We start from the raw sequence: 26300 nt of genomic DNA, 5'->3' as shown, positions 1-26300 counted from the left end.
TCATTTTGGCGGTCTGTATCCGGGCGATGCGAAAGAGACCGTCGCGCGGCGAAGGGGCGGTATCAGCCCTGATCGATGCCGAGAATGGCCATGGCCTTGGCCAGTGTATCGACCGATTCCTGATGCTTGCCCGCGTTGTGCAAGGTCTCTCCGTCCGCTCTCAACTGTTTTACCTCGGCCAGTTGTTCGGCACTGAGGGCGGGGCCTGCGGCCAGGGCGTCGTCTATCTTCTTCATGTCCATGGGGCAGTGGAAGGCGAGGGCGCTGCCGCAAAAGAGCAGGACGGCCAACAACAGCATGAGTCTCATCTTTCGGATCTCCATGTGGGGTTCCCGTCAAGCATAGCCCGCAGGGGGAGGGCATTCGGGTTGAAGGGGGCGGGAGGCAGGGGCTACCATGACCCTTTTGTTGCGAGGAGGCTCCATGGCACTGACAAGGTTGCTGTCCCCCCTGACCAGTCTGGTGATCTTCATTCTGGGTCACGGTCTGTTCAATACCCTGCTGACGGTGCGTCTCTCCGCCGAGCAGGTGTCCGCCCAGGCCATCGGTCTGGTGTCGGCTGCCTATTTCGGCGGCCTGGTGCTGGGGACCTTCATCAATGCCCGCCTCATCATCCGGGTGGGTCATATCCGGGCCTATGCGGCTTACGCCTCCCTGCTCTGTTTTCTGTTTCTGCTGCACGGCATGGTGGTGGAGCCTGTCACCTGGGCGGCGCTGCGGCTGATCGGGGGGTTTGCCACCGGCGGCCTGTTCGTGGTGCTGGAGTCCTGGATGCTGGTCTCAAGCACCCCGGCGAACCGGGGGCGGTTGATGTCCCTCTACATGATCCTGCTGTACGGCTCACTCGCCCTTGGCCAGCTGCTGCTCAAGCAGGTGGACCCCATGGTGCTGACGCCGTTCGCCCTGTGCGCCATGGCGGCGACCCTCTCCGTGGTGCCTCTGGCTCTCTCCCGGGTGGCGACGCCGGCCATGGTGGCACCCCAGCCGGTGGGAGTGCTGGAGCTGGTGCGTCTCACCCCGGCGGGAATGGGCAGCAGCTTTACCTCGGGCCTCATCCTCGGGGCCATCTATGGGCTGTTGCCGCTCTATTTCACCGACAGCGGCGCCTCCCTCTCCCAGGTGGCGGACATGATGGCGCTGGTGATCCTGGGGGGGATGTGTCTGCAATATCCCATCGGACGTGCATCTGATCGTTACGACAGACGGTTGGTGATCCTGCTGCTCTGCGCCCTGCTGACCCTGATCGCGTTGTTGATGGTGCTGCTGCCGGGGCCCTGGCGCGAGCCAGTCGAGGGGACTCTTGTCTTCTTGCTGGGGGGCATGGCGTTCTCCATCTATCCCTTGAGCCTCAGCCATGCCTGCGATGAACTGCGCCCGGATCAGGTGCTGGGGGCAAACCAGGGGTTGCTGCTTGCCTACAGCCTGGGGGCCATGACGGGTCCGCTGCTGGCCCCCTTTACCATGGCAACGTTCGGACCACAGGGGCTGTTCGTCTACTTTGCCCTGTGCGGTCTGCTGCTGTCGGCCTATCTCGGCTGGCGCAGGCGTAAGCGAGCCCCCATTCCGCTGACGGAGCATCAGGTCTTCATGCCTGTGCCCCCCAACACCCCCATGACGGCGGAGCTGGAGCCAAGAACGGATCTGGAAGGGGAGGCAGTGCCGGCGAGCTATGCCGTGCCTGATGCAGAAGAGTGCGCGGTGAGTGAAGAGGGGCAGGAGAGGGACGCGCCGCAAGGGCGCTGAAGGCTGGCGACCCAACGACAGGGATAAAAAAACCGACTCCAGGGAGTCGGTTTTTTGTTGGGCGACGGTTATCAGGCGGTCACGGCATCGGCCTGGGTAGCTTGTGCTTCCGGCGCCGGGTTGCGAATGAGGTAATCAAACGCACCCAGGGCGGCGGTGGCACCTGCCCCCATGGAGATGATGATCTGCTTGAACGGTACCGTGGTGGCATCCCCTGCGGCATAGACGCCGGGCAGGGAGGTGGCACCCTTGGTATCGATCTCGATTTCGCCAAAGCGGGTCAGGGCAATCTCGCTTCCTTTGAGGAACTCGGTGTTCGGCACCAGGCCTATCTGCACGAAGATACCGGCTACCGCCAGGTGCTTGATCTCGCCGGTAGTGCGATCCTCGTAATCCATGCCGACCACCTTGCTGCCATCGCCGATCACTTCGGTGGTGCGGGCGCTCATGATGATGTCGATGTTGCCCATGGAGCGGGCCTTCTTCTGCAGCACCTCGTCGGCACGCAGGGTATCGGCGAACTCCACCACGGTGACGTGCTCGACGATGCCGGCCAGATCGATGGCCGCCTCGATGCCGGAGTTGCCGCCACCGATCACCGCCACGCGCTTGCCCTTGAAGAAGGGGCCGTCACAGTGGGGGCAGTAGGCCACACCCTTGGTACGGTACTCGAGTTCACCCGGCACGTTCAGGTCGCGCCAGCGGGCACCGGTCGCCAGGATCACGGCGCGGCTCTTCAAGGTGGCACCGGAGGCGAGGTCCACGTTGACGTAACCATCCTTGCTGATGGCGGCGGCGCGCTGCTCGGTGATCACTTCCACGCCGTACTGCTTGACGTGCTGCTCCAGGCTGGCGGCCAGCTTGGGGCCCTCGGTGTAGGGCACGGAGATGAAGTTCTCGATGCCGACGGTGTCCATCACCTGGCCACCGAAACGTTCGGCGACAATGGCGGTGCGAATGCCTTTGCGGGCGGCATAGATGGCCGCGGCGGCGCCGGCCGGGCCACCGCCCACCACCAGCACGTCATAAGGCGCTTTTTCGCTCAGCTCTTGCGCCTTGCGCTCGGCAGCGCCGGTGTCGAGTTTGGCAACGATCTCTTCCAGCGAGATGCGGCCCTGGCTGAACGGCTGACCGTTCAGGTAGACGTTCGGGACCGCCATGATTTGACGCTCGTTCACCTCATCCTGGAACAGGGCACCATCGATCATGGTGTGGGTGATGCCGGGGTTCAGGGTGGACATCAGGTTCAGGGCCTGTACCACGTCCGGACAGTTGTGGCAGGAGAGGGAAATATAGGTCTCGAAGTGGAACTCGCCCTTGAGGTTCTTCACCTGCTCCAGCACGGCCGGATCGGCCTTGGAGGGGTGACCGCCGCTTTGCAGCAGGGCGAGCACCAGGGAGGTGAATTCATGACCCATGGGAATGCCGGCAAAGTGCACGCGCGGGGCCTGGCCCTGGGGCGCGATGCTCATGGAAGGCTTGCGGGCGTTACGACCATCGGTCAGGGAAATTTTGGGGGACATCTCGGCTATCTCGCTGGCCAATGCCAGGAGTTCGGCGGATTTGTCGCTGTCATTGCCGGACACGCTGATCTCGATGGGATTGACGATGTACTGCAAGTAACCGTTGAGTTGTTGTTTGAGGTTGGTATCTAACATGGTCGAATTCCTTCTTGCTGAATGCGGGTCGGCACGATGACCGGATACAGAAAACAGAGGTCCACACAGCAGACCGGCGCATTTTCTGAGGGCCGTAAACAAGACCGGCCCTTGAACGGGCCGGTCTTCAGAGCGGGGAGGCTTAGATTTTGCCTACCAGATCCAGGGACGGGGCCAGGGTGGCGTCGCCTTCTTTCCACTTGGCCGGGCACACTTCACCCGGGTGGGAAGCAACGTACTGGGCAGCCTTGACCTTGCGCAGCAGTTCCAGTGCGTCACGGCCGATGCCGCCAGCGTTGATTTCAACGATCTGGATGACGCCTTGCGGGTCGATGACGAAGGTACCGCGGTCAGCCAGGCCAGCTTCTTCGATCATCACGCCGAAGTTGCGAGTGATGGTGCCGGTGGGGTCGCCGATCATCGGGTACTGGATCTTCTGGATGGTGTCAGAAGTGTCGTGCCAGGCCTTGTGGGTGAAGTGGGTGTCGGTGGAGACGGCGTAGATCTCGACGCCCAGCTTCTGGAATTCGGCGTAGTTGTCGGCCAGGTCGCCCAGCTCGGTCGGGCAGACGAAGGTGAAATCAGCCGGGTAGAAGAACACCACGGACCACTTGCCTTTCAGGTCAGCGTCAGACACCTGAACGAATTTGCCATTGTGGTAGGCGGTGGCGTTGAACGGCTTGATTTCAGTGTTGATGTAGGTAGACATGTATTTGCTCCTTGGTGATGTACATATGCCTGTCTGGTGTTGAAGAGTCGTGCCAGACGAGGCGCTTAACTTTCGATGGAGTCATCATAGTGACTTTTTCTAATCGGTCAAAGCCACAATTTTGAATCACATAAATCTATTTATTAGATAGACCATCACAACTGTACCTAACATGAATATCTCAGGCCTTCGGAGATAACTCATTGTCGAAGTTCAATTTCTGTCCTGCATGTCACATTTTCAAGGGCTGGGCCGGATTTGTTTTCATTGCGTGAGCAGAGAAGGGGGCAGACGAGGCGGCGCAGTAGAAAAAAATAGGGATAAAAAAATCCCGGCGCAGTCGCACAGACAGGGCCGGGTCATCAAACAAGGAATGGCGATAAATATGCTTTACAGCAAAGACTAACTACGGGGTGTGCAAACTTGCAGACATATGAAGAGAAGATGGCGGGTGCACAATCCTCATCTCCTCTTCGGCAACCATTGCATGGTGGGCATCATAGTGTGATGAATGTCACAATGCAAGTTTTGTGGTGTAATTTTACAGTCAAATTGAAAGTGTTTCACTTAAATAGCCGTTAAATTAGGCTGAAAACGCTTTTATTGTAATTTTATTACAGAGTTTTAAGATCAAAAGTCGGTTGGGGGCTCCTGCTCCTCCATCAGCTCCAGCAGATTGATGGCCACGGCGATGAAGTCCGACTCGGTGACGATGCCAACCAGCTTGCGCCCCTTGAGTACCGGCAGACAGCCATATTTGTGGCGCTGCAGATACAGGGCCGCCTCCTTGATGCCGGCGTGGGGATCCACGCTCGCCACCTGACGGGTCATGATCTCGTCGAGCTGGACGCTGTCGGTGAACTCTGCCTCCCGCTCGGGGTTGATCAGCAGCAGCTTGGATTCACGGGTGGCCAGGATGTCCGAGAGGGTGACCAGACCAAGCAGATGCTGGTGTTCATCGACGATGGGAACGTGACGGATCCGCTCCTGCTGCATCAGCTCCATCGCCTGCTTGACGCTGTTTTCCGGACCCAGGGTAAAGGGGTGTTCAGTCATGATCTCGGAGAGGGTCATCATGGTGGGCCTCCTTGTGTGTCTGCTTCCACCCTAGCCCAGCCCCCGTCGCCAGAACATGATCGGGGTCAATACAAAACCTTAAAGGTTTTTTAACGGGCCCAGCCTCACAAAATGGCCCGCTATCCCTTGTCTTCCTTGGGTTTTTAGTCTTTTGGGTTGCCTTGGAAGAGGGGGATAACTAGACTAGCCGCCGATTCCCCCGAGGTGAAAGATGCAAGTATCCGATTTTCATTTTGATCTGCCAGACGAGCTGATTGCCCGCTACCCCATGGCGGAGCGTACCGCCAGCCGCCTGCTGCAGCTCGATGGTCAAACCGGCGCCCTGCGCCACGGTCATTTTGTCGATGTGCTTGACCAGCTCAACCCCGGCGATCTGCTGGTGTTCAACAATACCCGGGTCATTCCGGCCCGCATGTTTGGCCAGAAGGCCAGCGGCGGCAAGCTGGAGGTGCTGGTGGAGCGCATTCTGGACGAGCACAGCGTGCTGGCGCACGTCCGCTCGTCCAAGTCCCCCAAGCCAGGTACCCGTCTCCTTCTGGATGGCGGTGCCGACGGCGTGCCCGTCGAGGCCGAGATGCGTGCCCGCCACGACGCTCTGTTCGAGATCCACTTCCTCGACCCGCGCCCTGTGCTGACCATTCTGGATGCCATCGGCCACATGCCGTTGCCTCCCTATATCGACCGCCCCGACGAGGATGCCGACAAGGAGCGCTACCAGACCGTCTACAACCAGAAGCCGGGTGCCGTGGCGGCGCCGACCGCCGGTCTGCACTTCGACGAGCCGCTGCTCGAGCAGATCCGTGCCAAGGGCGTGGAGATGGCCTTCGTGACCCTGCACGTGGGGGCGGGCACCTTCCAGCCGGTGCGCGTCGACAAGATTGAAGATCACCACATGCACTCGGAATACGCCGAAGTGCCCCAGGAGGTGGTGGATGCCATCGCGGCGACCCGCGCCCGCGGCGGTCGGGTGGTTGCGGTGGGCACCACGTCGGTACGATCCCTCGAGAGCGCAGCCAAGGCGACCCTGGCCCAGGGCAAGCCGCTGGCGCCCTTCTTCAATGACACCGACATCTTCATCTTCCCCGGTTACGAGTTCCAGGTGGTCGATGCCATGATCACCAACTTCCACCTGCCCGAATCCACCCTGATCATGCTGGTCAGCGCCTTTGCCGGCTATGACAACGTGATGGCCGCCTATCAGGCCGCAGTGGCGGGACAGTACCGTTTCTTCAGCTACGGGGACGCCATGTTCGTCACCCGTCGCCGGGGGCAGGGTTAAGCCTTGCCCTTCAGAAGTCGTTCAGGCTCTGCTTGTCAGTATGCCGACCGGCTTCATATTACCGGGCCCCTCGGGCCCTTTGTTGTCAGACTGTTTCTCTGACTGAATAGAGGTAGCAATGAAATTTGAATTGAAAACCACCGATGGGCGTGCCCGTCGCGGTCAACTGGTGTTCGAGCGTGGCGTGGTCCAGACCCCAGCCTTCATGCCGGTCGGCACCTACGGCACCGTCAAGGGGATGACACCGGAAGAGGTACGTGAGACCGGTGCCCAGATCCTGCTTGGCAACACCTTCCACCTCTGGCTGCGCCCGGGTCAGGAAGTGATGCGCGCCCACGGCGATCTGCACGACTTCATGAACTGGCAGGGGCCGATCCTGACCGACTCCGGTGGTTTCCAGGTGTTCAGTCTGGGGCACATCCGCAAGATCACCGAGGAGGGGGTGCACTTCTGTCATCCCATCAACGGCGAGAAGATCTTCCTCGACCCCGAGAAGTCCATGGAGATCCAGTACGATCTGGGTTCCGACATCGTGATGATCTTCGACGAGTGCACCCCGTACCCGGCCACCTACGAGGAAGCGCGCAAGTCCATGGAGATGTCCCTGCGCTGGGCCAAGCGCTCCCGTGACAAGTTCGATGCGCTCGGCAACAAGAACGCCCTGTTCGGCATCATCCAGGGTTCTGTCTACGAACCGCTGCGGGATGTGTCGCTGGACGGTCTCCTTGAGATCGGCTTCGACGGTTACGCGGTCGGCGGTCTCGCCGTGGGTGAGCCCAAAGAGGACATGCATCGCATCCTTGACCATGTCTGCCCGAAAATTCCGGCCGACAAGCCGCGCTACCTGATGGGGGTGGGCAAGCCGGAGGATCTGGTGGAAGGGGTACGCCGCGGTATCGACATGTTCGACTGCGTGATGCCGACCCGCAACGCCCGCAACGGTCATCTCTTTACCACCGATGGCGTGGTCAAGATCCGCAACGCCAAGTACCGGGAAGACACCAGCACCCTGGATGCGGACTGCGATTGCTACACCTGCAAAAACTACACCCGCAGCTATCTGTACCATCTGGACAAGTGCAACGAGATCCTCGGTGCCCGTCTGAATACCATCCACAACCTGCGTTATTACCAGCGCGTGATGCAGGGTTTGCGGGACGCGATCGAGCAGGGTAAATTAGACGACTTTGTAACTGAGTTTTACCGTCGGCAAGGGAAGCCTGTGCCTCCACTGGCTGAAAATGACGTGAAATAACAACGACATATAAGTTATTATTCAAATCTACATCAATAAGAGGTTGTTAAATGAGCATTATCTCCAAGGCGTATGCAGAAGGCGCGGCTCCGGCAGCACAGGGTGGTGGCATGGAAATGATCATCATGCTGGCCGTGTTCGGTCTCATCTTCTACTTCATGATCTACCGTCCCCAGGCCAAGCGTGCCAAGGAGCATCGCAATCTGATGAGCTCCCTCTCCAAGGGCGACGAAGTGCTCACTTCCGGTGGCCTGGTCGGCAAGATCGCCAAGGTTTCCGCCGACAGCGACTACATTGTGCTGGCCCTGAACGATCAGACCCAGGTCACCATCAAGCGTGACTTCGTCTCTGCCGTTCTGCCCAAGGGTTCTATCCAGTCCCTCTAATCTCCCGAGGAGCACAGCGTGTTAAATCGCTATCCGCTGTGGAAATACCTGATGGTGATCGTCGTGATCGCCATCGGTTTTCTATATGCAGCCCCCAATCTTTACGGCGAAGACCCGGCCTTGCAGGTCTCTGCCAGCCGTGGTGCCGAAGTCAAACTAGAAACCCTCGATCAGGTGAAGGAAACCCTCGACGAGGCGAAGATCCCGGTCAAGCATGCGGCGTTCGAGCACGGCTTCATCCTGATCCGTTTCAACAACACCGAAGACCAGCTCAAGGCGCGCGACATCGTGGCCAACAAGCTGGGCGACAATTTCATCACCGCCCTCAACCTGGCACCCTCCACCCCCGCCTGGCTTGAGGCCATCGGCGCGGCGCCCCTGAAGCTCGGTCTTGACCTGCGGGGCGGTGTGCACTTCCTGATGGAAGTGGACATGGCCGAAGCGCTGGCCAAGCAGCAGGAACAGATGGTGCAGGATTTCCGCGCCGAGCTGCGCACCCAGAAGATCCGCTACTCCGGTGTACGCCGGGTCGGGGAGCAGGTGCAGGTGGTCTTCCGTGACGAGGCCGATCAGGCCAAGGCACTCTCCTTCCTGCGTCGCCAGAATGCGGATCTTGTCTTCACCACAGACCAGAAAGGGGATGACTTCATCCTGCTGGCCAGTCTGAGCGAAACCAAGGTCAAAGAGGTGAAGAAGTATGCCCTCGAGCAGAACATCACCATCATCCGCAACCGGGTGAACGAACTGGGTGTGGCCGAGCCGTTGGTCCAGCAGCAGGGCGGTGAGCGTATCATCGTCGAGCTGCCGGGGATCCAGGACACCGCCCGTGCCAAGGAGATCCTGGGGGCCACCGCGACCCTGGAGTTCCACATGGTCGATGAGGCTGCCGATATCCAGGCCGCTGCCGCAGGCCGCGTGCCGCCGAGCTCCAAGGTCTACAACGATCGCAACGGTCGTCCCGTGGTACTGCAAAAGCGCGTGATCCTGACCGGTGACCACATCGTGGGTGCCCAGTCCGGTTTCGATGAATACAGCCGTCCCCAGGTCAACATCAAGCTCGATGGTCAGGGTGGCAACAAGATGGCCAACTTTACCAAGGACAACGTTGGCAAGGGCATGGCGACCGTCTTCATCGAGTACAAGCCGGTGGGTCAGCCTGGTCCGGACGGCAAGCGCAAGTTCCGCAAGCAGGAGGAGGTGATCAACGTCGCCACCATCCAGTCTCGCCTGGGTAGCCAGTTCCGCATCACCGGGATCGACAACGCCAACGAAGCCCACAACCTGGCGCTGCTGCTGCGTGCCGGTGCCCTGATTGCCCCCATCCAGATCGTCGAAGAGCGCACCATAGGCCCGAGCCTGGGTCAGCAGAACATCGACAGCGGGATGGAAGCCATCGGCTGGGCCATGCTGGTTATCGTGCTCTTCATGGGGATCTACTACCGTGCCTTTGGCTGGGTGGCCAATCTGGCGCTGACCATGAACCTGGTGCTCATCGTTGGTATCATGTCGATGATCCCGGGGGCCACCATGACCCTGCCGGGCATCGCCGGTATCGTGTTGACGCTGGGCATGGCGGTGGATGCGAACGTACTGATCTACGAGCGTATTCGTGAAGAGATCCGCAATGGTCGCGGGGTGCAGCAAGCCATTCACCTGGGCTTTGATCGCGCCTTCTCCACCATCGCCGACTCCAACGTCACCTCGCTCATCACCTGCGTGATCCTGTTCGGTATCGGTACCGGTGCCATCAAGGGCTTCGCCCTGACCCTCGGGATCGGCCTGACGGCGTCCATGTTCACTGCCATCACGGTATCCCGCGCCATCATCAACCTGGCCTGGGGTGGACGGCGCATCGACAAGCTGCCGATCTAAGGAAGAGACATGTTTCAAATTCTACATTTTGAAAAGCCCATCCCCTTCATGCGTTTCGCCAAGCTGGGTATGGTCCTCTCTGCTCTGGTGACGGTGCTCGCACTCTACGTTCTGTACGATCGTGGCCTGAACTGGGGGCTGGACTTCACCGGCGGTACCACCATCGAGGTGGGGTTCCAGCAGTCGGTGAGCCTGGACAAGATGCACGAGGCGCTGGATCAGCAGAAGATTGACGGGGCGACCCTGCAGTTCTTCGGCTCCAGCCGTGATGTGCTGGTGCGCATGGCCCCCCAAGAGGGCGTCAAGGTCGAGCAGCAGGGCAACGAGGTCCTGGCGGCCGCCAAGCTGGTCGACGAGAGCGCCGTGCTCAAGCGTGTCGAGTTCGTCGGTCCCTCCGTGGGTGACGAGCTGGCCACCGACGGTGCCCTGGCCATGCTGGCCTCCATCCTCTGTATCCTGATCTACGTGGCGGTGCGCTTCGAGTGGCGTCTGGCCACGGGGGGCATCCTCTCCCTGGCTCACGACGTGATCATCACCCTCGGCATCTTTGCCTACTTCCAGTACGAGTTCGACCTGACCGTGCTGGCGGCGCTGATGACGCTGGTGGGGTACTCCCTGAACGACACCATCGTTGTGTTCGACCGGGTGCGGGAGAATTTCCGCAAGGTACGCCGTGGGGACACCGCGGAGATCATGGATCTCTCCATGACCGAGACCCTGAGCCGGACCATCATCACCTCGGGGTTGACCTTCGTGGTGGTGGTGGCGCTGCTGCTCAAGGGGGGGCCTCTGATCCACGGTTTCTCCATCGCCATGGTGATCGGGGTGGCCTTCGGGACCTACTCCTCCATCTATGTGGCGAGCGCCTCAGCCATGTTCCTCGGGATCAAGCGGGAGCACATGCTGCCGACCCAGGTGGAAAAAGAGGGCGCGGATCAGCAAGAGATCCTGCCGTAACAGACAAGGGCGCCGCAAGGCGCCCTTTCTCTTGTGGCCGGGGTGAGTCATGATGCTCCCCACAACCCAGCATCCATTACCCAAAGCAAGGAGCAAGCCCATGCAACACAATCCCCGTTTTCTGGCCCTGGTAGAGGCCATCCGCCCACAGGTGCAGGAAACCGATGTGCACCAGATCAAGCGCTGGCAGGATGAGGGCCGAACATTTCATCTGATCGACGTGCGCGAAGAGAGCGAGTGGGCCAGGGGCCATCTGCCGGGGGCCGCCTATCTCGGGCGCGGGGTGATAGAGCGTGACATCGAGACCCGGTATCCGGATCCCGACACCGAACTCTACCTCTATTGTGGTGGGGGATTTCGCTCCATCCTGGTGGCGGATAACCTGCAGAAGATGGGTTATTCCCGGGTCGTCAGCGTCGATGGAGGCTTTCGCGGCTGGAGCGATGCCGGATACCCTGTCGAATCCTGATTTATTTGAGGGAGAGGGGCTGCGCCACATGACAAACGGCCCCGTGATCTTTACCATATGCGGGGTCAAGCGTAAGCGTCGGAGTGTTCATTGAACGTCAGGATAGGGATTGGATACCTCACGGGTATCCTGTTGTTGCTCCCCTTGTGGGGTTGCAGCAGTAGCAGTCAGGTAAAAGCGCCTCAAGTTCCCAAGCCGCAACCCGCTTCACTGGTATTGGCGACCCCCTTGCAGGTCTCCTACCAGAGCGAGTTGGCGTTGGCGCGACTCGGGCAGATGCTCAGTGAAATGGAATTGACGACCGAACAGCGGGCAGAACTCTTCTATGAGCGTGCCGTGGTGTTTGACCGGGTGGGCTTGCGTTCCCTGGCGCGACTCGACTTCAACCGCGCCCTGCGGGAGAAGCCGGATTTTGCCGAGGCCTACAACTTCATCGGTGTCTATCTGGTTCAACAGCAGAACTACGACGAGGCCTATGAGGCGTTCGACTCCGCCCTGGAGCTCGCCCCGGATTACGACTACGCCTATCTCAACCGGGGAATCGCGCTCTATTACGGCAATCGTCCCGAGCTTGCCGCGGCGGATATGAAGCGCTTCTACGAGGCGCAACCAGAAGACCCTTATCGGGTGATCTGGCTCTATCTGGCCGAGCAGAAGCTCAACGGACCGGCGGCCATGAGCCGGATGCGCGAGCGGCTCAACAAGTATGACGACGACGCCTGGAACTGGGATCTGGTGCGCCTCTATACGGGCGACATCAATGCCACCCAGTTGATGAGCAACGTGGTGAAAGGGGTCAAGGACAACAGGGAGCTCGCCGAGCGCCTGTGCGAGACCTACTTCTACCTCGGCAAGTTCGAGCTGGCCAAGGGCAACCGCAAGGAAGCCATCAGCTACTTCAAGCTGGCGCTGGCCAACAACGTCTATGACTTCATCGAGCATCGCTATGCCTTGCTGGAGCTGGAACTGATGGCGCGCAAGCCCCAGCCACCCGGAGCCCAGGGCAAGAGCGGCAAAGCGTGACTAAACGGGTTTGATCCCCACGAAAAAGGCCTCTTGACGAGGCCTTTTTGCTGTCTGGTGACACGGGGTGTGCCGCTACTCCACTAGGCTCATGCCGGGGATCTGGCGCCAGTAACCGTTGCAGTCCCGCTCCTGCAGCAAGGGCAGGGGGGCCATCCCCTGTTCGTTGGCCTTGAAGCGCTCCAGCATCGTCAGGGTCTCCATGCCTTCGGGCGAGAGGCGCACCACATCCACCAGGCCCTCCATCCCCTTGAGCTCGTTACCCAGGTTGTAGCAGTAACCGGACTGGGTCTGGATGCCGTTGAGGTTGAACACCTTCTGCCCCTCACGACTGCTGGCAAGTCGCCCGGTGGGGTAGTCGATGCAGGCCAGTTCGCAGTTGTCCTTGGGCCGGTCGAGGGAGCGGGCGGTGAAGCAGCGTGCCGAGTAGGCGAGCGGCAGATGACCATAGGCGAACACCTCCACCTCGAACTGCTGGCGCTCCCTGCCCAGATCCTGATTGAGCTGCATCAGCCAGTCGCGGGAGAGCTCCACCGGCATCACCCAGCGCTGCATTCCCTGTTTGAGCAGCATGCGCAGCACGTCGGCGTTGTAGGCGTTGATGGCGGGGCCGCAGACGAACGGCAGCCCGGCTGCACTGGCGAGCTGGACCGCCCCCAGATCGTTGGCCTCGATCATCAGCTCGCCGTTGTCGACCAGCCGCTTGACCTCCTTGAGCTCGGAGGGAGCTGAGATCAGCGCCAGCGTGGAGAGTACCGCCTGCTTGCCGGAGCCCGCCACCTGACGGGCGAGGGCAATCCAGTCATCCACTTTCAGTTCGCGCCGCTTGCTGCAGACGGTTTCCCCCAGATAGACGATGTCGGCCTGGCTGGCGGCGGCCGCCTGATAGAAGGCCTGGGTGTCGGCCTTGGGCCAGTAGAAGAGCAGGGGCCCGAGTGAGAATTTCATGAACAGGGCTCCTTATTGCCACTGGCGATGATAGGCACCGAGGGTGGTCTGGCTCCCCTCGGAGACACGGGCGAGCTGGGCATCCCACTCAGCCTTGACCTGATAGGCCTCGGGGTTGGCCTGATAGGCGTCGATGGCGGCGCGCCAGACCCGGGTCACCTGCTCCACATAGGCGGGGCTGCGCTGGCGTCCCTCGATCTTGACTGACTGGATGCCGGTCTGGAACAGCTCGGGCAGAAGGCCGAGGGTGTTGAGGCTGGTGGGCTCCTCCAGCGCGTGATAGGTCTGGCCATCCACCTCGAAGCGGCCCTTGCACAGGGTCGGGTAGCCGGCATTTTCCCCCGGGCCGTAACGATCGATCAGCACCTCGTTGAGGCGGGATTCGAGGCCGCTCGGGGTCTCCTCCCAGCGCACGAACTTGGCCGGTGAACAGGCACCGACGGTGTTGGGGCTCTCGCCGGTCATGTAGGAGGAGAGGTAGCAGCGCCCCTCCGCCATGATGCAGAGGCTGCCGAAGGCGAACACCTCGAGGCCGACGTCGGTCTCGCGGGCAAGCTGCCTGACCTGATGCATGGAGAGCACCCTCGGCAGCACCACCCGGCCGACGTTGAAGTGCTGCTGGTAGAAGCGGATGGCAGCGGCGTTGGTGGCGCTGGCCTGGACCGAGACATGCAGCTCCATGTCGGGATGGCGGCGGCTGGCATAATCGAGCACGGCGAGATCGGCGATGATCAGGGCATCGGCACCGAGCGTCACCCCTTTGTCCACGGCCTGCTTCCAGCGGGCATCGGAGCCCGGGTGGGCAAAGGTATTGATGGCGATGTGCAGCTTGCGGCCATGCTGGTGGACATAGTCAACCGCTCTTTCCAGCTTGCTGTCGGTGAAGTTGAGCCCGGCGAAGTGGCGGGCATTGGTGTCATCCTTGAAGCCGATGTAGACCGCATCGGCCCCGTTATCCACGGCTGTCTTCAGTGCCGGCAGGCTGCCTGCCGGGCAGAGTAATTCCATCGGGTACGCTCCGAGAGGGCAAAAATGCAAAGTGGCCCGATTGTATTCATGCTTGCCCTCCCGCTTTTTGACCTGAGGCAGCTTTAGGTGGCTTTACCCTTCTTGAGGTAAGTGGGCACAAGTTTGATTTTCAACAGGATCTTGCCGAAGGGGCTGTGCTTGAATGCGCAAAAAACTGGGAGTTTATCGTGTTTCAACATCTGCAACGTCGCCTGGTCGAACAGGCACCCCGTCTCTTGCGCCACCCCCTCAAGCTGGTGCCCTTCCCTTTGCAACAAAACCTGATGGAGGCCCTGCTGGGCAGGGTATTCCGGGAGGCCATCGAAGAGGGGGAATTTGCGTTTCTTGCGGGCAAGTGGCTGAAAGTGGAAGTCAGCGATCTGGGACTATGCTGGTTTATCAGCGAGCAGGAGGGCAAATTGGTAGTGGCGAGGAAGTGTGAGCACGTCGATGTCTGTTTCAGCGGCAATAGCCAGGATCTTGTTCTGATCGCCGGGCGCCGTGAAGACCCGGATTCCCTCTTCTTCCAGCGCCGACTGAAGATAGAGGGGGATACAGAGTTGGGCCTGGAGGTGAAAAATCTGATGGACAGCCTGGATCTGGACGGGCTGGGATTGATGAAATACCCCCTGATGGATCTGGCGACCTTTATCGAGCGGGCCCGCGAGACGCACGTGCCCACTGCCGCGACAATGAGCTGAGCCGTTTTCTTGCCCGAGTGCTGCGGAACAGGCGAACTTGAGCCGCAGTACCCCACTGTCAGCGTGACCACGCAGGGTGGGGAGGCGTCATCTGCCTGTCTGTGCAGAAATGCTTGGTTGGAAGCGGTGCCAAAATAGCGATTGGTTATGTTACAATTGCGCGCCATTTTTGACTGAAGATTGACTGGGCATGTTGGATCAGATTCGTATCGTGTTGGTAAACACCTCTCACACCGGCAACATGGGATCCGCGGCGCGGGCCATGAAGACCATGGGGCTGACTCAACTGGTACTGGTCGATCCCCAGGCCCAGCCGGATGAGGAGGCCGTCGCCTTGGCGGCGGGGGCCAGCGATATCCTGGCTCGCGCTCGTATCGTGCCGACCCTGGATGAAGCCATTGCCGACTGTACTCTGGTCATCGGCACCAGTGCCCGTTCCCGCACCCTGAGCTGGCCCATGCTGGATCCCCGTGAAGCGGGCGAGAAGCTGGTTGCCGAGGGCATGGAGCACCCGGTCGCGCTGGTGTTTGGCCGTGAACGTACCGGCCTCACCAATGACGAACTGCAAAAATGCCACTTCCATGTGGCCATTCCCGCCAATCCAGAATACAGCTCCCTCAATCTGGCCATGGCAGTGCAGACCCTTTGTTACGAGGTGCGGATGCGCTGGCTGGAAGTACAGAACCAGGAGCATTCGGCCCCGGAGGATGAGCGGGTCGAGTACCCCAGCGCCCAGCAACTGGAAGGGTTTTATCAGCATCTGGAGCAGACGTTGCAAAAGACGGGGTTCATTGCCGATGACCATCCAGGCCATGTGATGAGCAAACTGCGTCGTCTGTTCAATCGGGCCAGACCCGAAGCGGTGGAGTTGAACATCCTGCGGGGCATTCTCACCTCTGTCCAGAAGTCCAGGGCACAGGATTAATCCCGACTGATTTACTCAAGCATATACTTGACTGATTTAGTCGGGTATGTGACCATATGCCACATATTGATTGGTTCGCAAACGGTAAGGCATATGAGACTGACCTCAAAAGGACGTTACGCGGTGACAGCCATGCTCGACGTGGCGTTGCATGCAGAGCAGGGGCCCGTGCCCCTGGCTGATATTTCAGAGCGCCAGGGCATCTCCTTGTCCTATCTGGAACAACTGTTTGCTCGTCTGCGCAAACATGGTCTGGTGAGCAGCGTACGTGGCCCCGGTGGCGGCTATCGCCTCGGTCTGGCCCCTGGCGAGATCTCGGTCGGTCAGGTGATCACCGCGGTCGATGAATCGGTCGATGCGACCAAGTGCCTCGGCAAAGGGGGCTGCCACGGTGGTACCCAGTGCCTGACCCACTCCTTGTGGCGGGATCTGAGCGAACGCATCTCCAGTTTCCTGGGGGATATCACCCTGGCCGAGCTGGTTGGTCAGGCCGATGTACGCCGTATCGCCGGCAAGCAAGATGAACAAATGAAGACCGTGTTGTCCCTGGTTGATCGGGCCGAACGCGGTGATGTGAGCTTGAAAGTCCAACTATAAACGTGCTTTCCACGACGAGTCGCTGTGTGACCCCGTCGTAACGGAGAAAAAGATGAAACTGCCTATTTACCTTGATTATTCGGCAACCTGTCCGGTGGACCCGCGTGTCGCAGAAAAAATGATGCAGTGCCTCACCATGGACGGCCTGTTCGGCAACCCAGCCTCCCGTTCCCACCGTTTCGGCTGGCAGGCCGAAGAGGCGGTGGATCTGGCCCGTAATCAAGTGGCAGAGCTGATCGGCGCGGACCCGCGCGAGATCGTCTTTACCTCCGGTGCGACCGAGTCCAACAACCTGGCCATCAAGGGCATCGCCCATTTCTACGCCGGCAAGGGCAAGCACATCGTCACCTCCAAGACCGAGCACAAAGCCGTGCTGGATACCTGCCGCCAACTGGAGCGGGAGGGCTATGAGGTGACCTACCTCGAGCCCATGCCCAACGGCCTGTTCACTCTTGAGCAGATCGAAGGCGCCCTGCGTGATGACACCATCCTGGTCAGCATCATGCACGCCAACAACGAGATCGGGGTGGTGCAAGACATCGCTGCCATCGGCGAGCTGTGCCGTTCCCGCAAGATCCTGCTGCACGTGGACGCCGTCCAGAGCGTGGGCAAGATCCCGGTCGACGTGGAAGCACTCAAGGTTGATCTGCTCTCCATGTCCGCCCACAAGGTATACGGCCCGAAAGGCATTGGCGCCCTGTATGTGCGCCGCAAGCCCCGTGTTCGTCTGGAAGCCCAGATGCACGGCGGTGGCCACGAGCGCGGCATGCGCTCCGGTACCCTGGCAACCCACCAGATCGTCGGCATGGGGGAAGCCTTCCGCATCGCCAAGGAAGAGATGGCGAGCGAGAGCCAGCACATCATGGCCCTGCGCCAGCGTCTGTGGGATGGCATCAAGAACATCGAAGAAGTCTATATCAACGGGGATCTGGATCAGCGTGTACCGGGTAACCTGAACGTCAGCTTCGCCTATGTGGAAGGGGAATCCCTCATCATGGCACTGAAGGATCTGGCGGTCTCTTCCGGTTCTGCCTGTACCTCGGCCAGCCTGGAACCTTCCTACGTGCTGCGCGCCCTGGGTCTGAACGACGAGCTGGCACACAGCTCCATCCGTTTCAGCATTGGTCGCTTCACCACCGAAGAAGAGATCGACTACGCAATCAAGCTCATCTGCGACTCCATCGGTCGTCTGCGCGAGATGTCCCCCCTGTGGGAGATGTTCAAGGATGGCGTCGATCTGAACACGGTCGAATGGGCACATCACTGATCCTTGCCAGCATGGCAAGGATCTGGTGAACAACGGAATTAGCAGGAGTTAGATATGGCTTACAGTGAAAAAGTAATCGACCACTACGAGAATCCCCGCAACGTCGGTGGTTTTGACAAGAACGATCCCAGCGTCGCCACCGGCATGGTCGGTGCACCGGCCTGTGGTGACGTCATGAAGCTGCAACTGAAGATCAGCGACGATGGCATCATCGAAGATGCCAAGTTCAAGACCTACGGCTGTGGTTCCGCCATCGCCTCCAGCTCCCTGGTGACCGAGTGGGTCAAGGGCAAGACCCTGGACGAAGCGGCCGGTATCAAGAACACCGACATCGCCGAAGAGCTGGCGCTGCCGCCGGTGAAGATCCACTGCTCCATTCTGGCGGAGGATGCCATCAAGGCCGCCATCGCCGATTACAAGCAGAAGAAAGGTCTTTAAGGTCCGGAGAGCAGTATGGCCATAACCATGACAGATGCCGCAGCGGCGCGGGTTTCCTCCTTCATGATCAACCGGGGCAAGGGCATCGGCCTGCGCCTCGGCGTCAAGACGACCGGCTGTTCTGGCCTTGCCTATGTGCTCGAGTTCGTGGATGAGCTGGCTGCCGAGGATCAGGTGTTCGAGCAGAAAGGCGTCAAGATCATCGTGGATGCCAAGAGCCTGATCCACCTGGATGGCACCGAGCTGGACTTCGTGAAGGAAGGCCTCAACGAGGGCTTCCAGTTCAACAACCCGAATGCCAAAGGCGAATGTGGTTGTGGCGAAAGCTTCAGCGTGTAAGTGGTTCGATTGACCGATCGCCCATGTTTGCAACGCCTCGCAGCCCCAAGGGTGAGCCCTGTTGCGGCGAGTCTCTTGTGATCAACACCTTGCTCATCAACACAGTGGTGTGGACGCCAGTCCATGCCACTGCTTTCAAGTTCAAGACGAGTGTGGTTGCACTCCCAGCGCTATTGTCTGAGGACGAAGGATGAATCATTTCGAGCTGTTCGGGCTGGCTGAGGGCTTCGAGCTCGATACTCGCCAACTGGCTGACACCTATCGTCAGCTGCAGACCCAGTTCCATCCCGATCGTTTTGCGACTGCCCCCGAGCGGGAGCAGCTTGCTGCCGTGCAGCGTGCTGCCCAGATCAACGATGCGTTTACCACCCTCAAGGCCCCCTTGCGCCGAGCCGAGTACCTGCTCTCCTTGCGGGGCACCGATATTCGCGGCGAGCAGCAGACACTGCAAGATCCAGCCTTTCTGATGCAACAGCTGGAGTGGCGAGAGCGGCTGGCTGATCTCAAGGACGACGCCGACCCTGAGGGGGCCATCAAGGATTTTCGCCAGGAGATCAGGCATGATCACCAGGCGTTGATGCAACGGCTGACCGACTCTCTCACCAGGGGTGAGGATCTGCAGGCGGCGGATTGCGTTCGCAAGCTCAAATTTGTCGACAAGCTCCTCGAGGAGCTGGAACGATTCGAAGACTCGCTGTTCGAGTCTTGACCCTCTAACGCAGGAATTGTGATTACCCATGGCATTACTGCAAATTGCCGAGCCAGGCCAGAGCGCCGCGCCTCACCAGCATAAACGTGCCGTCGGCATCGATCTTGGCACCACCAACTCCCTGGTCGCCGCCGTGCGCAGCGGCCAGGCCGACACCCTCTGTGACGAGCAGGGGCGTGATCTGCTGCCTTCCGTGGTCCATTACCAGGCCGATACCATCCGGGTTGGCTTCGATGCCAAGCGTGAGGCGGCCCTCGATCCCCACAACACCATCGTCTCGGTCAAGCGGATGATGGGCAAGGGGCTGGCCGACATCGATACCCGCCAGCAGCCTTACGAGTTCGTGGCTACCGAGACGGGCATGCCCCAGTTGCGGACCCGCCAGGGGCTGGTCAATCCGGTGCAGGTCTCGGCCGAGATCCTCAAGAAACTGGCCGAGCGCGGTGCCGCGTCCCTCGGGGGAGACCTCGACGGCGTGGTCATCACGGTGCCCGCCTATTTTGACGATGCCCAGCGTCAGGGTACCAAGGACGCGGCCAGACTGGCCGGTCTGCACGTGCTGCGGTTGCTCAATGAACCCACGGCGGCCGCCATCGCCTATGGCCTCGACTCCGGTCAGGAAGGGGTGATCGCCGTCTATGACCTGGGTGGCGGAACCTTCGATATCTCCATCCTGCGCCTGCATCGCGGGGTGTTTGAGGTGATGGCCACCGGTGGCGACTCGGCACTCGGTGGTGACGATTTCGACCATCTGCTGGCGGACTGGCTCAAAGAGCAAGCCGGGTTGTCCGGTCAGCTCGATGCCCGTACCCAGCGCGAGTTGCTGGATGCGGCGGCCAGCATCAAGCACGGCCTCACCGATGCCGATGCCGTTGCCTGCACCTTTGCCGGCTGGCAGGGTACCGTCACCCGCAGCCAGTTTGACGAGCTGATCCAGCCCCTGGTCAAGCGCACCCTGCAGGCCTGTCGGCGCGCCCTGCGCGATGCGGGTCTCGAGCAGGAAGAGGTGCTGGAAGTGGTGATGGTCGGCGGCTCGACCCGGGTGCCGCTGGTGCGCGAGCGGGTGGGTGAATTCTTCGGCCGCACACCATTGACCAGCATCGACCCCGACAAGGTGGTGGCCATCGGTGCCGCCATCCAGGCCGACATCCTGGTGGGCAACAAGCCCGATGCCGAGATGCTGCTGCTGGACGTCATTCCGCTTTCCTTAGGGTTAGAGACCATGGGCGGCCTCGCCGAGAAGGTGATCCCGCGCAACACCACCATTCCGGTGGCCCGCGCCCAGGAGTTCACCACCTTCAAGGATGGCCAGACCGCGATGGCGATCCACGTGGTGCAGGGGGAGCGCGAGCTGGTGGCGGATTGCCGCTCCCTGGCCCGCTTCACCCTGACCGGCATTCCGCCCATGGCGGCTGGCGCCGCCCACATTCGCGTCACCTTCCAGGTGGACGCGGACGGTCTGCTGTCGGTCAGCGCCATGGAGAAATCCTCCGGCGTGCAGGCCGAGATCCAGGTCAAGCCCTCCTACGGGCTGGGGGAAGATGACATCCTCAACATGCTGAGCGCCTCCATCGCCAATGCCCAGCAGGACATGGACGCCCGCATGCTGGCGGAGCAGCAGGTCGAGGCCGACCGGGTGGTCGAGAGTCTCAACGCCGCCCTGGCCGCCGATGGCGAGGCCTTATTGAGCCCCGCCGAGCGGGCCGAGCTGGATGCCGCCATCGCCCATCTGCTGACCATGCGCAGCACGGGCACCACCAACCAGATCAAAGAGGCCATCGAGGCGGCGGACGCTGCCAGTGGCGAATTTGCAGCCCGCCGGATGGATGCCTCCATCCGCAAGGTGCTGACCGGACAAAACGTCAACAAGGTGTGATATGCCAAAACTGATTATTCTGCCCCATCCCGAGCTCTGTCCGGACGGCGCAGCCCTCGAAGGTGCGACCGGTGAAACCATTCTGGATATCGCACTGCGCAATGGCATCGAGATCGAGCACGCTTGCGAGAAGTCCTGTGCTTGTACTACCTGCCACTGCGTGGTGCGGGAAGGGTTCGACTCCCTCGAGCCTAGCGACGAGCTGGAAGACGACATGCTGGACAAGGCGTGGGGGCTGGAGCCGGAATCCCGTCTCAGCTGCCAGGCCAGACTGGCGGACGAGGATCTGGTGGTGGAACTGCCCAAGTACACCCTGAATCTGGCGTCCGAGCGCCACTGATGACCCCTTAATTACACATGAGTGAATTGCGCGTGCAGCATCTCATGGTGCAGTAATGATATGGTGAAGGCCGTGACCCTTGAGGGAGCGGCCTTTTTTGTGCCCGTGATTTCCCTATTCGTTGATGAAAGTGCCAATAAAAAGGAAGCAAGAGAACATGGCTGACATGATGAACGTAAGGTTGTCGTCCCAGGCTGCCGCCGCCCAGTGGGGCGAGGGTGCCCTGCTCAGTTTCAACGGGGACGAGGCCCATCTCCATCTGGCCGCTGGCCAGGAGAAGGAGGCGCTGCGCGCCATCCAGCGCGGGGCCAGACGCCTCGAGTCGAGCGGCATCAAGCGCATCAAGCTGGTGGGCGAGGGGTGGAATGGGGAGCGTCGTTACGCCTTTGCCCAGGGCTTCTATGCCGCCAAGGGGGTTCGCGAGCTCGATTTTGGTGAACAGAGCGAACAGGAAGCGGCCGAACTCGCCGCCTTGCTCAAGGCGACCCACTGGGTGCGCGAGGTGACCAACGGCTGCCCGGAAGCCATCTACCCCATGAGCCTGGCGGAGTCCGCTCTGCTGCTCATTCGCAGCCTCGGCGGTGACAAGGTGACCGCCCGCATCACCGCTGGCGAAGCCTTGCGTGAATCGGGTCATATCGGGATCTGGTCGGTGGGCCGTGGCAGCGAGCGCGAGCCGGTGCTGCTGGAGCTCGACTACAACCCGACCGGGGATGCCAACGCCCCCGTGGTCGCGGCGCTGGTGGGCAAGGGGATCACCTTCGATTCCGGCGGCTACTCCATGAAGTCCTCCGACAACATGCTGCCGATGAAGTCCGATATGGGCGGCGCCGCCATGGTGACCGGCGCCCTGGCGCTGGCCATCAGCCGTGGCCTGAACAAGCGGGTCAAGCTCATCCTCTGCTGCGCCGAGAACCTGGTCTCCGGCCACGCCTTCAAGCTCGGCGACATCCTCACTTATCGCAACGGCATCTCGGTCGAGATCCAGAATACCGACGCGGAAGGTCGCCTGGTGCTGGCAGACGGCCTGCTGGCCGCGAGCGAAAGCGGGGCTGCCTACATCCTCGACGCTGCCACCCTGACCGGCGCCGCCAAGACCGCGCTGGGCCGCGACTACAACGCCGTGTTTGCTCTCGATGAGGCGGAGCAGGTGCGCGCGCTGGCTGCCGCCAACGCCGAAAACGAGAAGGCCTGGCCGCTGCCGCTCGAACCCTGGCACGCAGGCCAGCTCACCTCGGCCTTTGCCGAGCTGGGCAATGTGGCATCCGCCGAAGGTACTGCCGGCGCCACCACGGCAGCGGCGTTCCTGTCGCGCTTCGTCCGTGACGAAGGCAAGGGCTGGGTGCACTTGGACCTGGCCGCTTCCTATCAGAAGTCGGGCAATGAGCTCTGGGCGACCGGGGCCAAGGGCCATGGTCTTCGCACGATTGCCCGCTGGTTGCAGGAGGTGTGCGCATGAACGTCTGGTTGAGCCGAGAGTTTGCACCGGCCGAGTGGGGGGAGGGGGCACTGCTCTCCCACCGTGCCGACGGCATGGTGATCCATCTGGTGAGCGCCACTCCCTTGCTGGATATCCAGCAGGCGGCGCGGCGCCTGTGCAGCCAGGGGATCCAGCAGGTGGTGCTGGCTGGCCACTGGGAGCGGGAGCAGCAGTGGGCCTTTGCCCAGGGGCTGCAGACGCCCAAGGCGGAAGTGGGGTTGCAGTGGGCCACTTCGTCCGAGGAGGACAGGGAGGAGCTGGAGGCGCGCTGGCTGTGCGGGCGCTGGGTGCGGGAGATGACCAACGCCACCCCGGAGCAGCTGGGGCCGCTGGAGTTGGCGGTCGAAGCCGCCGCCTTCCTCACCGAGCTGGCACCGGACCGGATCAGCCATCGCATCCTCAAGGGAGAGGCGCTGCAACAGGCGGGCTGGGTCGGTCTCTATCAAGTGGGTCGTGGCAGTGACCGCGAGCCCGTGATGCTGGAGCTGGATTTCAATCCGGGCAAGGATCCCAAGGCGCCGGTAGCGGCCGCCCTGGTGGGCAAGGGGATCACCTTCGATTCCGGCGGCTACTCCATGAAAACCTCCCAGGGCATGCTGACCATGAAACACGACATGGGCGGTGCCGCCATCGTCACCGGCGCGCTGGCGCTGGCCATTCTGCGTGGCCTCGACAAGCGGGTGAAGCTCATCCTCTGCTGCGCCGAGAACCTGGTATCCGGCCATGCCTACAAGCTGGGTGACATCCTCACCTACAAGAACGGCACCACGGTGGAGGTGGTCAACACCGACGCCGAAGGGCGTCTGATCCTGGCCGACGGCTTGCAACTGGCCGGCGAGTCTGGTGCGCCGCTCATCATCGACGCCGCCACCCTCACCGGGGCGGCCGTGATGGCGCTGGGGGGGCGTTACAACGCCCTGTTTGGACTGGACAAGGGGCTGGTGAGCCGCGCCATGGCCTATTCGGATGCGGAGCAGGAGCCAGCATGGCCGCTGCCGCTGGAGCCCTGGCATCGCCAGCAGTGCCCGTCCCACTATGCCGACACCGCCAACAGCCGCCCCGTGCCGGGCGGCGGACCGGGGGGGGCCTCCAATGCGGCAGGCTTCCTCTCCCGCTTTGTCCCTGATGAGGGAAGAGGCTGGCTGCATGTCGATCTCGCCGCCTGCTTCAGCGAGAACGGCGACAGTCTGTGGGCGCCAGGGGCCAATACCCTGGGGATGCGCACCATCGCCCATACCCTGATGGCGGAGACGCGCTGAGTCAGTGAACGGCATCACAAGGGCACCTCAGGGTGCCCTTTCCAGTGCTGCTTTGCTGAGCAATTGATACGGTTTTGAGGCATTAGCATGCCGATCGTGCGCAAGCGCACATTTTTTCTCTTTGCCCTGGCACAAGATGAGTCACCATGTTGTTTCAAGGATTCTTTTGTTTAACAAAAAGTTGATTTTTTGTGTGTTATTTCGTTTTTTGTTTACGTATAATCGCCGCCGAACATGGATTCCTACAATAAAACTCTGTAGTTAAGGAAAGAACTCAATGGCTATCGAACGTACCTTCTCCATCGTCAAGCCGGATGCGGTCAGCAAGAACCTGATTGGTGCCATTTACAGCCGCTTCGAAAGCGCCGGTCTGAAAGTGGTTGCCGCCAAGATGCTGCACCTGACCAGCGAACAGGCCGCCGGTTTCTACGCCGAGCACCAGGGCAAGCCGTTTTATGATGCTCTGGTCGGTTTCATGACCTCTGGCCCCGTCATGGTACAGGTGCTGGAAGGTGAAGACGCCATCCGCCGTCACCGTGAAATCATGGGCGCCACCAACCCGAAAGAGGCTCTGGCCGGCACCCTGCGCGCCTGCTACGCCGAGAGCATCGATCGCAACGCCGTCCATGGCTCCGATGCCCCGGCCTCTGCCGCCCGTGAAATCGCCTACTTCTTCTCCGACGACGAGATCTGCCCGCGCGGCTGATGTTGTCTGCTGGTGACCAAGGGAGCTTCGGCTCCCTTTTGTTTTTTGGTCATCCTGCCAATATCCACTTATTCTCCAGGTGGAAAGCCAGACCCATTATTTGTACAATGCCGCCCCCTGACGTAGGTCAGCCGATAATTTATGAAGTGTGTGAGCTGAGGCCCCTGATGAGCGAAACAAAAACCAACCTGCTGGATCTCGACCGGGATGCCATGCGTGCCTTCTTCGTCGAGTTGGGCGAGAAGCCGTTCCGGGCAGACCAGATAATGAAGTGGATCTATCACTTCGGTTGTGATGATTTCGATCAGATGAGCAACGTCAACAAGGCGCTGCGCGAGCGGCTCAAGGCCATTGCCGAGATCCGAGCCCCCGAGATCAGCCGTGAACAGCGCTCCGCCGATGGCACCATCAAATGGGCGCTGCAGGTGGGCGATCAGGAGGTGGAGACCGTCTACATTCCGGAAGCGGACCGCGCTACCCTGTGCGTCTCCTCCCAGGTGGGCTGCGCCCTGGCGTGCACCTTCTGCTCCACCGCCCAGCAAGGGTTCAACCGCAACCTGAAAGTCTCCGAGATCATCGGCCAGGTGTGGCGTGCCGCCAAAGTGGTGGGTGGCAAGCGCCCCATCACCAACGTGGTGATGATGGGTATGGGTGAGCCGCTGCTCAACCTCGCCAACGTGGTACCTGCCATGAAGCTGATGATGGATGACTTCGGCTTCAGCATCTCCAAGCGCCGCGTCACTCTCTCCACCTCCGGTGTGGTGCCGGCGCTGGACATGCTGGGGGACCAGATCGACGTTGCCCTGGCCATCTCCCTGCATGCGCCGAACGATGCGCTTCGCTCCGAGATCATGCCGATCAACGACAAGTACAACATCGAGTCCTTCCTTGCCGGGGTACGCCGCTATCTGGCCAAGTCCAACGCCAACGGCGGCCGGGTGACCGTGGAGTATGTGCTGCTCGATCACATCAACGACGACATGCAGCATGCCCATGAGCTGGCCAAGGTCCTCAAGGAAACCCCTTGCAAGATCAACCTGATCCCGTTCAACCCCTTCCCGGGCAACCCGTTTGGCAAGCCGAGCAACAGCCGTATCGACCGTTTCTCCAAGGTGTTGATGGAATACGGCCTGACCGTCATCGTGCGTAAGACCCGTGGTGACGACATCGACGCCGCCTGCGGCCAGCTGGTGGGGGAGGTGATCGACCGCACCAAGCGCACCATGAAAAATCGGATGCAACAGGATGGGATTTCCGTCAAAATGGTTTAACTCCTAAG

Annotated in this window: 27 protein-coding genes; 21 read left to right on the top strand and 6 right to left on the bottom strand. The window is 60.8% G+C overall.

Translation table 11 applies throughout. The features are described from left to right. Positions 1–62 precede the first annotated feature (62 nt). The gene (locus tag ACVDHI_RS07480) at positions 63–308 is read right to left on the bottom strand and encodes a hypothetical protein (RefSeq protein ID WP_214005624.1); all 246 of its coding nucleotides are present in this window, start codon (positions 306–308) and stop codon (positions 63–65) included. A 115-nt stretch (positions 309–423) separates the two neighbouring features. Between ACVDHI_RS07480 and ACVDHI_RS07475 the strand changes: the two genes are divergently transcribed. Further along, entirely contained in the window at positions 424–1743 is a 1320-nt protein-coding gene (locus tag ACVDHI_RS07475; protein WP_447211917.1) for an MFS transporter, read from the top strand. Positions 1744–1814: 71 nt separating this feature from the next. Here ACVDHI_RS07475 and ahpF read toward each other — a convergent pair whose 3' ends face one another. From ahpF to ACVDHI_RS07460, 3 genes are all read right to left on the bottom strand, one after another. Beyond that, entirely contained in the window at positions 1815–3401 is a 1587-nt protein-coding gene (ahpF, locus tag ACVDHI_RS07470; RefSeq protein ID WP_447211916.1) for an alkyl hydroperoxide reductase subunit F, read from the bottom strand. Between the two features lie 142 nt (positions 3402–3543). Next, entirely contained in the window at positions 3544–4110 is a 567-nt protein-coding gene (gene ahpC / locus ACVDHI_RS07465) for an alkyl hydroperoxide reductase subunit C (protein ID WP_010675074.1), read from the bottom strand. 630 nt (positions 4111–4740) lie between these two features. Continuing rightward, positions 4741–5187 carry a CBS domain-containing protein gene (locus ACVDHI_RS07460; protein WP_010675073.1) on the bottom strand — a complete coding sequence of 149 codons (447 nt, stop codon included), beginning with the start codon at positions 5185–5187 and terminating at the stop codon, positions 4741–4743. Positions 5188–5398: 211 nt separating this feature from the next. On the opposite strand from ACVDHI_RS07460, the gene queA reads away from it, so the two are divergent. From queA to nlpI, 7 genes are all read left to right on the top strand, one after another. Then, positions 5399–6466 carry a tRNA preQ1(34) S-adenosylmethionine ribosyltransferase-isomerase QueA gene (gene queA, locus ACVDHI_RS07455; protein WP_183149846.1) on the top strand — a complete coding sequence of 356 codons (1068 nt, stop codon included), beginning with the start codon at positions 5399–5401 and terminating at the stop codon, positions 6464–6466. A 118-nt stretch (positions 6467–6584) separates the two neighbouring features. Continuing rightward, positions 6585–7721 (top strand): tRNA guanosine(34) transglycosylase Tgt, encoded by a 1137-nt coding sequence (tgt, locus tag ACVDHI_RS07450; RefSeq protein ID WP_447211915.1) that lies wholly within the window; start codon positions 6585–6587, stop codon positions 7719–7721. A gap of 50 nt (positions 7722–7771) precedes the next feature. Further along, a complete protein-coding gene (gene yajC / locus ACVDHI_RS07445; protein ID WP_010675070.1) occupies positions 7772–8107 on the top strand; it encodes a preprotein translocase subunit YajC in 336 nt (111 codons plus the stop codon). 18 nt (positions 8108–8125) lie between these two features. Further along, positions 8126–9979 (top strand): protein translocase subunit SecD, encoded by a 1854-nt coding sequence (secD, locus tag ACVDHI_RS07440; RefSeq protein ID WP_183149847.1) that lies wholly within the window; start codon positions 8126–8128, stop codon positions 9977–9979. A 9-nt stretch (positions 9980–9988) separates the two neighbouring features. Beyond that, on the top strand, positions 9989–10936 hold the full coding sequence (gene secF, locus ACVDHI_RS07435) for a protein translocase subunit SecF (protein WP_039038736.1): 948 nt from the start codon (positions 9989–9991) through the stop codon (positions 10934–10936). A gap of 100 nt (positions 10937–11036) precedes the next feature. Beyond that, positions 11037–11405, top strand: coding sequence for a rhodanese-like domain-containing protein (locus ACVDHI_RS07430; protein ID WP_041213021.1), 369 nt, complete (start codon positions 11037–11039; stop codon positions 11403–11405). A gap of 90 nt (positions 11406–11495) precedes the next feature. Beyond that, entirely contained in the window at positions 11496–12428 is a 933-nt protein-coding gene (nlpI, locus tag ACVDHI_RS07425) for a lipoprotein NlpI (protein ID WP_280520777.1), read from the top strand. A gap of 75 nt (positions 12429–12503) precedes the next feature. Here the strand turns inward: nlpI and ACVDHI_RS07420 are convergent, their stop codons facing one another. Then, positions 12504–13376: a U32 family peptidase gene (locus tag ACVDHI_RS07420; RefSeq protein ID WP_183149848.1), complete on the bottom strand. Its 873-nt coding sequence runs from the start codon at positions 13374–13376 to the stop codon at positions 12504–12506. 12 nt (positions 13377–13388) lie between these two features. After that, positions 13389–14384, bottom strand: coding sequence for a ubiquinone anaerobic biosynthesis protein UbiU (ubiU, locus tag ACVDHI_RS07415; RefSeq protein WP_447211914.1), 996 nt, complete (start codon positions 14382–14384; stop codon positions 13389–13391). A 188-nt stretch (positions 14385–14572) separates the two neighbouring features. On the opposite strand from ubiU, the gene ubiT reads away from it, so the two are divergent. From ubiT to ACVDHI_RS07350, 13 genes are all read left to right on the top strand, one after another. Next, positions 14573–15085 (top strand): ubiquinone anaerobic biosynthesis accessory factor UbiT, encoded by a 513-nt coding sequence (gene ubiT, locus ACVDHI_RS07410; RefSeq protein ID WP_201888248.1) that lies wholly within the window; start codon positions 14573–14575, stop codon positions 15083–15085. 190 nt (positions 15086–15275) lie between these two features. Beyond that, complete coding sequence (trmJ, locus tag ACVDHI_RS07405; protein WP_447211913.1) at positions 15276–16010, top strand: tRNA (cytosine(32)/uridine(32)-2'-O)-methyltransferase TrmJ; 735 nt, start codon at positions 15276–15278, stop codon at positions 16008–16010. Positions 16011–16103: 93 nt separating this feature from the next. Further along, positions 16104–16607, top strand: coding sequence for a Fe-S cluster assembly transcriptional regulator IscR (gene iscR, locus ACVDHI_RS07400; RefSeq protein ID WP_025327241.1), 504 nt, complete (start codon positions 16104–16106; stop codon positions 16605–16607). A gap of 52 nt (positions 16608–16659) precedes the next feature. Then, entirely contained in the window at positions 16660–17874 is a 1215-nt protein-coding gene (locus tag ACVDHI_RS07395; RefSeq protein ID WP_010675060.1) for an IscS subfamily cysteine desulfurase, read from the top strand. 54 nt (positions 17875–17928) lie between these two features. Next, complete coding sequence (gene iscU / locus ACVDHI_RS07390; RefSeq protein ID WP_010675059.1) at positions 17929–18312, top strand: Fe-S cluster assembly scaffold IscU; 384 nt, start codon at positions 17929–17931, stop codon at positions 18310–18312. A gap of 15 nt (positions 18313–18327) precedes the next feature. Next, positions 18328–18651 carry an iron-sulfur cluster assembly protein IscA gene (iscA, locus tag ACVDHI_RS07385; protein ID WP_010675058.1) on the top strand — a complete coding sequence of 108 codons (324 nt, stop codon included), beginning with the start codon at positions 18328–18330 and terminating at the stop codon, positions 18649–18651. A gap of 190 nt (positions 18652–18841) precedes the next feature. After that, positions 18842–19360 carry a co-chaperone HscB gene (hscB, locus tag ACVDHI_RS07380; protein ID WP_042863981.1) on the top strand — a complete coding sequence of 173 codons (519 nt, stop codon included), beginning with the start codon at positions 18842–18844 and terminating at the stop codon, positions 19358–19360. Between the two features lie 28 nt (positions 19361–19388). Further along, positions 19389–21236, top strand: a complete 1848-nt coding sequence (gene hscA, locus ACVDHI_RS07375; protein WP_104453035.1) for a Fe-S protein assembly chaperone HscA — start codon at positions 19389–19391, stop codon at positions 21234–21236. A gap of 1 nt (position 21237) precedes the next feature. Then, complete coding sequence (fdx, locus tag ACVDHI_RS07370) at positions 21238–21576, top strand: ISC system 2Fe-2S type ferredoxin (RefSeq protein WP_005299781.1); 339 nt, start codon at positions 21238–21240, stop codon at positions 21574–21576. Positions 21577–21733: 157 nt separating this feature from the next. Then, a complete protein-coding gene (gene pepB / locus ACVDHI_RS07365) occupies positions 21734–23035 on the top strand; it encodes an aminopeptidase PepB (protein ID WP_109112004.1) in 1302 nt (433 codons plus the stop codon). Then, a complete protein-coding gene (pepB, locus tag ACVDHI_RS07360) occupies positions 23032–24315 on the top strand; it encodes an aminopeptidase PepB (protein WP_039038726.1) in 1284 nt (427 codons plus the stop codon). Before pepB (ACVDHI_RS07365) ends, pepB (ACVDHI_RS07360) begins: the two co-directional genes overlap by 4 nt. A gap of 277 nt (positions 24316–24592) precedes the next feature. After that, positions 24593–25021, top strand: a complete 429-nt coding sequence (ndk, locus tag ACVDHI_RS07355; protein ID WP_039038725.1) for a nucleoside-diphosphate kinase — start codon at positions 24593–24595, stop codon at positions 25019–25021. 167 nt (positions 25022–25188) lie between these two features. Beyond that, positions 25189–26292 carry a bifunctional tRNA (adenosine(37)-C2)-methyltransferase TrmG/ribosomal RNA large subunit methyltransferase RlmN gene (locus ACVDHI_RS07350; RefSeq protein WP_039038724.1) on the top strand — a complete coding sequence of 368 codons (1104 nt, stop codon included), beginning with the start codon at positions 25189–25191 and terminating at the stop codon, positions 26290–26292. Positions 26293–26300: the final 8 nt, after the last annotated feature.

Source organism: Aeromonas sp. 25-248 (genome assembly GCF_053005425.1).
The sequence above is the reverse complement of the archived record's forward strand: the minus strand, read 5'-3'. Positions and strand labels throughout refer to the sequence as shown.